8 protein-coding genes are annotated in these 11174 nt (G+C 50.8%); all 8 read left to right on the forward strand.

Going from position 1 to position 11174, the window contains the following annotated elements:
* On the forward strand, window positions 1-1435 hold a 1435-nt coding region (gene hcp / locus BUB13_RS18255; RefSeq protein ID WP_072910192.1), incomplete at its 5' end, for a hydroxylamine reductase.
* Window positions 1436-1614: 179 nt separating this feature from the next.
* Window positions 1615-2772 carry an efflux RND transporter periplasmic adaptor subunit gene (locus BUB13_RS18260; RefSeq protein WP_161947667.1) on the forward strand — a complete coding sequence of 386 codons (1158 nt, stop codon included), beginning with the start codon at window positions 1615-1617 and terminating at the stop codon, window positions 2770-2772.
* Window positions 2769-7235, forward strand: coding sequence for an efflux RND transporter permease subunit (locus BUB13_RS18265; RefSeq protein ID WP_072910194.1), 4467 nt, complete (start codon window positions 2769-2771; stop codon window positions 7233-7235). Before BUB13_RS18260 ends, BUB13_RS18265 begins: the two co-directional genes overlap by 4 nt.
* Before the next feature lie 33 nt (window positions 7236-7268).
* Window positions 7269-7568 (forward strand): hypothetical protein, encoded by a 300-nt coding sequence (locus tag BUB13_RS18270; protein WP_072910195.1) that lies wholly within the window; start codon window positions 7269-7271, stop codon window positions 7566-7568.
* 101 nt (window positions 7569-7669) lie between these two features.
* Window positions 7670-8302: a TetR/AcrR family transcriptional regulator gene (locus BUB13_RS18275; protein WP_072910196.1), complete on the forward strand. Its 633-nt coding sequence runs from the start codon at window positions 7670-7672 to the stop codon at window positions 8300-8302.
* Window positions 8303-8438: 136 nt separating this feature from the next.
* A complete protein-coding gene (locus tag BUB13_RS18280) occupies window positions 8439-9722 on the forward strand; it encodes a multiheme c-type cytochrome (protein WP_072910197.1) in 1284 nt (427 codons plus the stop codon).
* Between the two features lie 142 nt (window positions 9723-9864).
* Window positions 9865-10569 (forward strand): type 1 glutamine amidotransferase, encoded by a 705-nt coding sequence (locus tag BUB13_RS18285; protein WP_072910198.1) that lies wholly within the window; start codon window positions 9865-9867, stop codon window positions 10567-10569.
* 309 nt (window positions 10570-10878) lie between these two features.
* Window positions 10879-11174: NapC/NirT family cytochrome c (locus tag BUB13_RS18290; RefSeq protein ID WP_208610206.1), on the forward strand; the 296-nt coding region annotated here is incomplete at its 3' end.

Raw genomic sequence — 11174 nt, forward strand, 5'->3', positions numbered from 1 at the left:
ACAGGCGTTGTTCGCGACCATCACCAACGCTAATTTCGATAACGACCGTATCACTGCACTGATCAAAGAATCTTTCGCCAAACGTGATGCGCTGAAAGCCGAACTCGGTTTCAGCAGCAACGAGGACGCTGTCAACTGGAACGGTTCCGAGGCTGAATTCGCTGCTAAAGCAGCCACCGTTGGTGTTCTTTCTCAGCCGAATGAAGATGTTCGCTCGCTGCGCGAGTTGCTGATTTATGGCCTCAAAGGAATGGCTGCTTATGCTGATCATGCCGCGATGCTCGGACATGAAAAAGCAGAAATCTATCAGTACATGGTCGATGCCCTGGTTTCGACCACTCAGGACCTGAGTGTCGATGATATGGTTGCCCAGGTCATGAAATGTGGCGAAGTTGCCGTGACCACCATGGCATTGCTCGATGAAGCCAACACCTCTGCTTATGGCAATCCGGAAATTACCGAGGTCAATATCGGTGTCGGCTCCAAGCCGGGCATCCTGATCTCCGGTCACGACCTGAAAGATATGGAAGAGTTGCTCAAGCAGACTGAAGGCACCGGTGTTGACGTCTACACCCACAGCGAAATGCTGCCGGCTAACTACTACCCAGCCTTCAAAAAATACGACCACTTTGTCGGTAACTATGGTAATGCCTGGTGGCAGCAGGACAAGGAATTCGCTTCCTTCAACGGCCCGATCCTGATGACCACCAACTGTATTACTCCTGTGAAGGACGCCTACAAAGACCGCATCTACACCACCGGCATGGCTGGCTGGCCGGGTGCCAAGCACATCGCCGAGCGCGCCGCAGGCGGCAGCAAGGATTTCTCCGCAATCATTGAACAGGCAAAAACCTGCGCGCCGCCGGTTGAGATTGAGACCGGAAAAATCGTCGGTGGTTTCGCTCACGCTCAAGTCATGGCTTTGGCCGACAAGGTTGTCGATGCGGTCAAGAGCGGTGCCATCAAGCGGTTTGTCGTTATGGCCGGTTGCGACGGACGTCACACCAGTCGCAGCTACTTCACTGATGTGGCCGAAGCACTGCCGAATGACAGTGTTATCCTTACCGCCGGATGTGCCAAGTATCGCTACAACAAGCTCAATCTCGGTGATATTGGCGGTATCCCTCGGGTGCTTGATGCCGGGCAGTGCAACGATTCCTATTCGCTGGCTTACATTGCTCTGCAGTTGAAGCAGGTTTTCGGTCTTGAAGATATCAATGATCTGCCGATTTCCTACGACATCGCCTGGTACGAGCAAAAGGCGGTCGTGGTGCTGCTGGCGCTACTTTCTCTCGGCGTGAAGCACATTCGTCTTGGGCCTACATTACCGGCTTTCCTGTCACCGAATGTCGCCAAGGTGCTGGTCGAGAACTTCGATATCAAGCCGATCGGTGACGTTGAGACTGACGTTGCTGCAATCATGGCTGGTCATTGAGAATTCGCATTCATTTAAACTGACACGAACAAAACAAGCGGGTGACTTTTTCTGTTGCCCGCTTGTTTTTGAACGCTAAGTGAATTGTGATTCACATAAGATGGATAGGCGAATAGGACCAGTACGCGTACAGGAAGAAAGGGCTTGAGATGGGTAGCAGAAAAATCCAGAAGAAAAGCATGATTATTGCTTTGATAATTCTTTGCTTTGTTGTCGTAGCCGGAGGGCTGGTTGTTAAGAAAAAGCAGCAGAGCTCGACAGCTGCGATGAAATCCTCGCGTCTCGTCCCAGTCAGGATGGCAACGGTTGAACGAGGATCGCTGCTACAGGGCTACTCATATTTGTCTGAAGTTGAATCCTGTCGCGTCAGTCACCTGTCAAGCCGAATAACATCTCAAGTCATAAAGATTCTGGTTTCTGAAGGGGATCTGGTCCGCGAAGGCCAACTTTTAATTCAATTGGACCGTCGCGAACTAAGAGCTGGCGTTGCTCAAGCCCGTGCCCAATTGAGAGAAAGCCGCGAGCAATCAACCGCTTTACAGGCAACACAACAGGCGCAAAAAAAGAACCTTGAGTTTTGGCAGCAGGAAGCAAAAAGGAATGCTTTTTTAGCCAGCGAAGGAGCTCTCGCCCAATCTGAAGCGGATGCGACAGCTGATCGTTTGCATGAGATCGAGGGACGCCTCAAGTCAACCGAGCATTCACTCAGGGCAATGAAGGAACGGATCAATGCGGCTGAAAAAAGATTGGATCAGGCCGTCACCCAGCTCTCATATGCTGATTTAATCGCTCCCTTTGATGGAGTGGTTAGAAAACGTTTGGTCGATCCTGGTGACCTCGCCTTGACCGGCATGAAGCTCCTGGAAATCGAAGATGAGAGCTGTTCCAAGCTGGTTTTCACCGTTCCTCAAGAAGAAGCTCTCTCGATCAGAACAGGGATGAGCGTCAAGATTAAAACAGTTGAGACTGTCGAGCAACTTCAGATTTCCAGAATCCATCCAGCTCTGAACCAAGATCGCACCCTGACCGTGGAGATCAACTTGCCGCCCGGTCTGACAATACGGGCCGGTAGCTTTATCCCGGTGGATGTTGTTCTGGAAAGATTTGATGATGTCCTGCTGGTTCCTGAAGATTGTCTGGTGCCGGCACCTAAAGGCAAGAAAGCAGTGTTTATTGTTGAAAATGGCGTGACTCGACCGGTCCTCGTCAAGCTTCTCGCCGCCAAGGACGAAATGGCCGCCATAGAAGGGATCTCTGCCGGCACCTCTGTCGTCCGTACGACGTTTCTAGGCTGGAATCGTCTTTCTGCCGGTGCAGCTGTCGAGGTGATGGAATGAGCCTGCCGGAATTCTCCCTCAAAAACCCTTACGCCATTATTGCCCTGGCCCTGATTATCATCAGCCTGGGAAGTTTTGCTTTCTGGCGGGTTCCGACCGACCTTTTTCCGGACACAGTGCCGCCTCAAGTTGTCATTGTGACCGCCCAACAAGGCGCTGCAGCGCGTGATGTAACGAATAATATTACCAAGATCATCGAGAAAGAACTGGGGAGCTTGTCGGGTATCAAGCGAATTGTCTCCACCTCACGGGATGAGGTCTCGTCGATCAATGTCGAGTTTGTATACGCAAAGCCGATTGGTGAGGCGGTGATCGATGTCCAGAATGCAATCTCCAGGGTCCGCGGCAATTTACCGCAAGATATCGCGGAACCTCGACTCTACAGGATTACTGACGCGACCCGCCCTTTGGTCACCCTTTCCTTGAGTCCTGAGCCGGACAGTCTGAAAAGCCTGGCAGACATCAGACTGCTGGCTGAAAATGATTTGAAGGACCGGTTGCTGTCGATTCCCGGGGTCGGAGATGTTCAGGTGTTCGGCGGCTATCGTCACGAAGTAGAAGTGCGTGTTGATCGCGATGCTTTAGCAGCCCATGGCCTGACGCTTGACGATGTGATCCGCCTGTTGGCACTGCAGAATGTCAGCGCCCCCGGCGGTACGGTATATACCGCTGGCAAAGAACATTTGCTCCGCATTTCCGGCGAGTTCAAGCAGATGGATTCGCTTGGAGATCTCCCCCTGAAAACATCTGTGGGGGGGAGGGTTTACCTGCGCAATATTGCCTCTGTAGAGTTGGGAACAGCGGATCGGCGCAGTATCTATCATGGCAATGGGATCAATGCTGTAGCCATTAATGTGCTGCGTCCTGAGAAAGGGCAAACTGTCGCAGCCATAAACAATTTAAAGCAAGCTCTTCCAGGCATTCAGAAGAGTTATCCCGACATCCATTTTGACATGACCGATGATCAACAGCCTCTGATCAATCTCAATGTCAGTGGTATGCGCTCTTCCCTCTGGCAGGCGGTCGTCTTGACGGTCCTGGTGATATTAGCGTTCCTCTCCAACCTCCGTGCCGCTAGTGTCGTCAGTGTTGCCATCCCCCTGTCATTCCTGTCAGCGATGGTCGTTCTCTGGTTCAGTCCCTATACACTTAATATGGTCACCCTATCGGGCCTTATCGTTGCGGTTGGCATGGTTGTCGATGCATCGGTCGTGGTGTTGGAGAATATCTATCGGCATCATGCTACGACGGCTTCATTATCCAATCGAGACGCGGCAGTCCTGGGGGCTCGGCAGGTCGCCGCCCCGATCACCGCCGGGATGCTGACAACCGTGGTCGTATTGATTCCGGTTCTTTTTGCCGGCGGTTACACCGGCAGAATCATGCAACCGCTCAACATTATGATTATCTCGACACTAGTTGCCTCACTGTTGATTTCATTGACAGTCATCCCAATCATGGCTTCCCGTTTGTTGGGTAAAGCTCAGCAAAGCCGAAAGTTCTTTGCGCTCCTTGCTAAACCGATGATGGTAACACTGGACCTGGTGACGAGGTTTTATCTCGGTTGGGTCAAAACGGCGCTAAACCATAGATTTCTGTTTCTCGGCATCACGGTTATTTTTCTGATCTTCACCATGCGGGTTGTGAAACCATTGCTGGGCGGGGAGCAGATGCCGCCTATGGACACCGGAATAGCTATCATTGAATTTGACACCAGTTCCTCTTTGCCACCTCAACAGGCCGAAGCGGTTTTGAATCGTGTGGAAGATCTGTTGCAGAGGACCCCGGAGGTTGAATCGATTTCAGCCGTTGTCGGCTCAGAGATCGATGCCATCAGTTTCAGTGGTGGTGGCGGAACCGCCCAGGCCGGCAAGATAACCGTTCATCTGTCACCGCGCACAGAACGATCCAGGTCTATCTGGCAGATTGAGGAAGACTGGCGACAACAGTTGCCTTTGATCGAAGGCCTGAGGACCTTTCGGGTTTCAGAGTACGGAGCGACACCGGTTGCAACAACAAAGGCACCCTTCAATATCGTTCTTTCCGGGCCGGACACCCAGGTTTTAGATCGTCTGGCGGACAAGGTTCTGCAACGGTTACGCGGAACGCCGGGACTGCTTGATTTGCGGCGAACATGGTACCAGGACAAGGTTGAACAGCAAGTCGCTGTGGAGCCTGAGTTGGCCCGCCTTTATGCGACTTCTCCGGCATCAGTCGCGACGGTTTTGCGTACGGCAGTACAGGGACGAGTTGCTTCTACGATGTCTTTAGAAAATTTTCTCGATATTCCTATCCGGGTTCGCTATCAAGCTGACCAGGTTCGGAACATCTCCCAACTGAAACAGATTTCGGTTCCAACCACTTATGGACCGGTTCCGTTGAGCAATCTGGCCAGTCTAGAAGAACTCCGTGATCAGCCCTTTCTGACGCGTGAAAATCTCACCAGTACCATCGATATCACCGCAGGAAACCAGGTGTTAACCATTGCGGAAGTCACGCAGCAGGCACAGCAGCGCCTGAAAGATCTTCAGCTTCCGGCCGGTTATACGTTGCAGATCGCCGGCACCTTGCGTGACATGAACGAAAGCGGGCAGGAACTGGGGCAGGCTCTGCTGATTGGGCTGGTGTTACTGTTCATTCTGTTGCTGGCTCTGTTCAGATCCTTTCTGCATCCGTTCACAATCATGTTGTCGATTCCTCTTGCGGCAGCAGGGGGGATGTGGGGCTTGTTGGCCTTCAACAAACCCTTCTGTATGCCTGCTCTGATGGGAATTATTCTGTTGGGGGGGACCATCGTCAATAACGCTATCCTGATGCTGGACTTTATTCTTGAAGCACGCCGCTGTGGAACAGCAAAGGATGAAGCCATATTGCAATCGGTTCAGCTGCGCCTTCGGCCGATTCTCATGACCGCCGTATCAACGGTTGTCGGTTTTTCACCGTTGATTTTCGAAATGGCTGTCGGCCTGGAAAGGATGAGTCCGCTTGGCATTGCCGCTGCGTCCGGACTGTTGTTCGGCACGGTCGTCACCCTGGTCATCATCCCGGTTATTTATTCGACACTGGATTCCTTAACAGAGCGTGTTGCCACTCTATTGAATAAGGGAAAAAGAATTCCTGTCAGCATGGGACTGCTGCTGATCTTCACTTTATTTTCAGGGAATCAGGTTCGTGCCATGCAACTGCCGGCACAACTTTCGTTCGAAAAGGCCGTGGGAATTGCGCTGCAAAACAACCCGGGCCTTGTTCAGGCTCAGGCACAGACCGCTTTACATGAGGGGGGAATACGCGTTGCTGCCGCTCCAGGAAAGCTGCAAGTAAACCTGGAGAGCGGGATCAGCAGTTCAAAAGAGAGTCATGCTGTTGTCCCCGGCTTAGCCCCCGCCAGCCAGATCTTCGACCGGCAGCTTTTTCAGACGACACTCTCCGCTCGTGTTTTGTTGACCGACTTCGGGCGGACCCATGCGGCCGTGGAGGCTGCGACATCAACTAAAAAGGCAAGTCTTTTGCAAGAGCAAAGGCACAAGCAGGAAATTATTTTTGCTGTCGCAAGAGAGTACCTTTCGATACTGGCCCTTGATGATTTGCTAAAGGCTGCAGAAGCCTCTCGCGAAAGCCTCTATGCCTTAGAACAAAAAACTGAACTGCTTATTTCACAGGGAAGAGTTCCAAATATCGACCGGTTAAAGATTAAACTTCAGTTGGCGGAGGTTGAAAATACTTTGGTTGATTACCACGGGATCAAGAGAAAACGAAGAGCCGTATTGGCAGGATTGCTCGGTCTCGAACAGCAGTTGCCTCCTCTTCTGCCGATAACCGAGGAGACTGAGCTGCTGGCGTCTTCACTTTCAGAGAATGTTTCGGACGATACGAACTGGAGAGCGGATGTCGTCGCTCTTGAAAAAGAGCTACAGACGTCGCAGTACCGGGTAAAAGAAGCTCGGCTGCGGTACCGACCAGAAATCGAACTTTGGGGTGTTGCCGGTATCTATGGGGCTGATGATCCCGTGGACTCGACCATGCAAACGGCCGATGAAAAGTGGGAGGATGACGTAACCGTTGGTATTCGCCTCAAGATTCCACTTCTGGACGGTCATTCCAGAAATGGAAAGCTGATTCAGGCAAAGGCCAATCAGAACATCATGAAACAGCAACTTAAGCGCAAACGGATTGCTGTTCTTGAAGAGACCGAAATTGCCCACAGTGATCTCGAAAGCGCTCGGGCAAAGCTTGAAGTGGCCCGCAGAATGGCTGTTCAGGCTCAGGAAGCACAGCGGATTGAGCAACTCAAGTACGAAGTAGGCAAAGGGACCATAACCAACGTTCTTGACTCTGAGGCCGATTTTCTGAAAACGCAAAGCCTCACTGCGGAAGCGAAAGCAACAGTCGGTATCGCTCGGCTGGCACTTTCACTTGCCCGGGGACTTTTAGGGTTAGGCTCAGAAGTTACGGACGTTAAGTAAGGAACTGCAGAGAGCTCTACCAGTAACGCGCAAATGAATGGAGCAGGAAGTCAAAAAGATGAGTACGAAAATGCTTTGGCAAAAAACAACATTTTGGCGAAATCTTGGCCAGTGGGGATTTTTCTGCTGACCTGTGTTGAGTCCTGTCCGCACAAATCTCTCTCCATGTCTCTGGGCGGACTTCGAAGGCCTTTGTTACGTTGGGTGTTTCCGGTTGTTGTATTGAGCATCTACGTTGCCGGGATCAGTATGGTATCCGGTCATTGGGAGAGTGCTCTTGGCTATCAGGATTATCAGTGGCTGGTCCCCATGATTGATCGCTTTAATCATTGAGCAGTTGCAGTATCCGTTTGCTTTGCATGGGAAATCAGCGAAGAAATTGACACATAGATCGTTCTTGACAAACAGAGTGCCACCTAAGTTAAACTTCATCGATGGATGTGAACACTAATTCACAACGATCCGACAAGGTAACGGAACGGCTTGCTACCGAGATCCGACAAGAGCAGATCGCCGCTGCAGCACTGAGTTTGATCAAAGAAGGTGGTATTGAATCGTTCAGCATCGCTGCGATTGCCAAACTTCTAGGCTTGGCACCCTCGGCAATATACCGGCATTTTTCGGGAAAAGAGCAAATCCTCCTGGCTGTCAATCGACTGATTACGGAAAAGCTGCTCGAAAATATTCGGATTGTCTGTGCCGACAGTTCCGACCCTGTCGAGCGTTTGCATCGATTACTGAAATTGCATGTCGCATTTGTTCAGGAAAGCGATGGGGTCTCCCGCTATGTTTTTTACACCGGTGTGTCAGAGTACGGTTGCGAAAGAAAGCAGCAACTGTTTACTGGAGTGCGCCGCTACCTGGAAAAAGTTTCAGAGCTGTTTTCCCAGGCTCAGGAGTGCAGGCAGGTCCAGCGAGATTTAGATCCCGACACCCTGGCCTTCATGTTTCTTGGTCTGATACAGCCGGCTATTTTTTTAAGGCAATTGGGTGATGGTTATTATGATTTTGAGGCACAGACCGAAAGCGCCTGGGAAGTCTTCATCGCCGGAGTACGGAGGGACTAGATAAAGCAATTGCATCCTCGTTTTTTTTTCGCGCCTGATGTGAATCGAGATTCACATCAGGCGCACTTAAACAGTCCATTCAACATCCCCAGCTGAATGGAATACCAATCACACTCGATAAAAGAGGAGGTCAAAGATGAAAAAAAGATTTACGCTGCTGTTCCTGCTTGTCGTTATGTTTACGACTGCAGGGGTGGCAGTAGCCAATGATGCCTGTGTCGACTGTCACAGCAAAACGTCCCCCGGCATGGTCAAGGACTGGCAGGTCAGTAAACACGCTGATATGGGCGTCGGCTGCGCCAGCTGTCACGGGAAAGCGCACAGCTCTGCTGAAGATTATAAAAAAGCTCAACTTCCGGACGAAAAAGTCTGTGCCGGGTGTCACGAAGAACAGTTCACTTCTTTCTCTCATGGTAAACATAATTTTGGATGGACTTCCCTGAACGCGATTCCGGCTACTCATTTTGCACCAGATGAGTTGATCGAAGGTGGCCGCGGTTGCGGCGGCTGCCACAACATGGGTATCAAAACCGATGAGCAAAAAGCTGACCAGCTAGCCAAGGGCTATCGCTATCAGAATAATTCCTGCGATGAGTGCCACACTCGTCATGCTTTCTCTTTGAAAGAAGCGCAGAACCCGAAAGCCTGCCAGCAGTGCCACATGGGCTACGATCACCCTCAATGGGAAATGTGGTCTAGCTCCAAGCATGGTGCCCGCTACTTCATCCAGAAAGAAGGCGGCTTGCCAGAAGGTGCAGCAGCTCCGACCTGCCAGACCTGTCACCTGCCGGACGGGACCCATGAAAATCGCACCGCCTGGGGTTTCCTCGGTGTTCGTCTGCCGCTGCCTGAAGATCCCCAGGAAGCTGCTGATCGTGTAACTATCCTAAAAGCCCTTGGCGTACTCAACCCGGAAACCGGTGAGCCGACCGCCATTCTCGATGCCGTTAAGGCTGTCGACATGGCTCGCCTCGATCAGGTTTCCTGGCAAAAAGAGCGGGACAAGATGCTGAAGACCTGCAACCAGTGTCACTCCGCAGCCTATGCAAAAGAGCAGCTCGACATGGGCGATGCGATTCTGGGCAAAGCAGACCGCCTGATGGCGGAAGCGATCAACACGGTGGCTGAACTCTACAAAGATGGCATCATCAAAAAACCGGAAGGTTATCCCTTCAATTACCCGTTCCTGCTGACCTTCATGCACACGAATGGTGCCGCCTGGAACGAGAAGCTCGACGAACTGTCTTTCATTGACCAGGTTCTGGTTCGCATGTACATGAAGCACCGGATGCGCGCCTATCAGGCTTTCTTCCACGTCAATCCGGACTACGCTTACTGGTATGGCTGGAACATGATGACCGAAGACCTTGGCGAGATTAAAGCCTTGGCCAAGACCTTGCGGTCAGAGCATAAGAAATAGATTTACTAAGCAATGACACAGAAAGGCTGTTCCTTATGGGACAGCCTTTCTTGTTGAGCCGTATTTATTAAGTAAGCAGCTGTGATGAATGGCCGGATAAGGATTCTCTCTCTGGCTCTTTTGCTTCAAAAAGGAAGAATTAATGCGAGCGCACTATCTACAGCATGTCCCTTTTGAAGGGCTAGGAAGCGTAGAAGCATGGCTTGAACATGCTGGATATGAAATAACGAGCACCCAGCTCTATAAATCTATTGAATTCCCTGATCTTGGCTCTATCGATATGCTCATCATCATGGGCGGCCCCATGAGCGTAAACGATGAAGATAAATTCCCCTGGCTGGAGCTCGAAAAAACATACATCCGAAATGCTATCAAGGCAGGTGTACCTATCATTGGAGTTTGCCTGGGGGCTCAACTCATAGCGAATTCGTTGGGAAGTAAAGTTTTTCCCAATGCCGAAAAAGAAATCGGCTGGTTTCCGATTCAACCGGTTGCCACTGCTGACGAAGCTACATTCCAATTTCCGGAAGAAATTAACGTTTTTCACTGGCATGGCGAAACATTCGATCTGCCTCCAGGGTCCGTTCGTATTGCCTCAAGCAGTGCCTGTCGTAATCAAGCATTTCAGGTAGGAGCCAATGTAATAGGACTGCAATTCCACTTAGAGACAACCTCAGATTCAGCGCAGGCCATCGTGACAAACTGCAGGGATGAACTTGTTGAGGGTGAGTTTATTCAGGCTGAGGATCAAATTCTTGCGGCTCCATTAGAGCAATATAAAGCAATAAACAAATTGATGGGGACCGTTCTTGATTTTGTAAGTGGACCTAATTCGCCAGTGCACTAGGGATAACGAACTTGGTTTTCTGCTGCATGGCTACATTCCCGCTCAAGGTGTTACCAATCTGTAGTATGAGAGTTTATAGATGTTACTCGCAGAAAATAAAGCAAGCATGCGCAAAGCTATATATTTAAAGATATACACTTTTCTCTGCGTGGCGGTTGCTAGTCGGAGAAGTTTTGTTAAAAAGAAGAGAGCATCCCAAGCATGAGGAGGAGGTTACATGGGAGTAAACTATGATATCGGAAAGCAAGCTAAAGCGCTTTCTAAAACGCGTACCATTAACAGCTGTGGCCAACAGCGAGAGGAGGCACTATGAGAGTTGTGGCCATCTGTTCTGTTGTGGCGGTGATCGGCATGTTTTTTTACTTGGTTGCCGAATCGAAGATGCTCTCCTACCTATCAGGAGAACCTGAGGTCTGCATCACCTGTCACACCATGAACACTCACTATGCGACTTGGCAACACAGTTCACATCGCGGACGGGCGACCTGTGTCGACTGCCACCTGCCGCGTGATTCCGTTTTCAATAAGTACATGGCTAAGGCAAGGGACGGCTTCAATCATTCGATGGCCATGACCTTCAAAACCTACGGCTATAACCTGCGTGC

This window comes from Malonomonas rubra DSM 5091 (assembly GCF_900142125.1).
GTDB classification, from domain to species: Bacteria; Desulfobacterota; Desulfuromonadia; order Desulfuromonadales; family Geopsychrobacteraceae; genus Malonomonas; species Malonomonas rubra.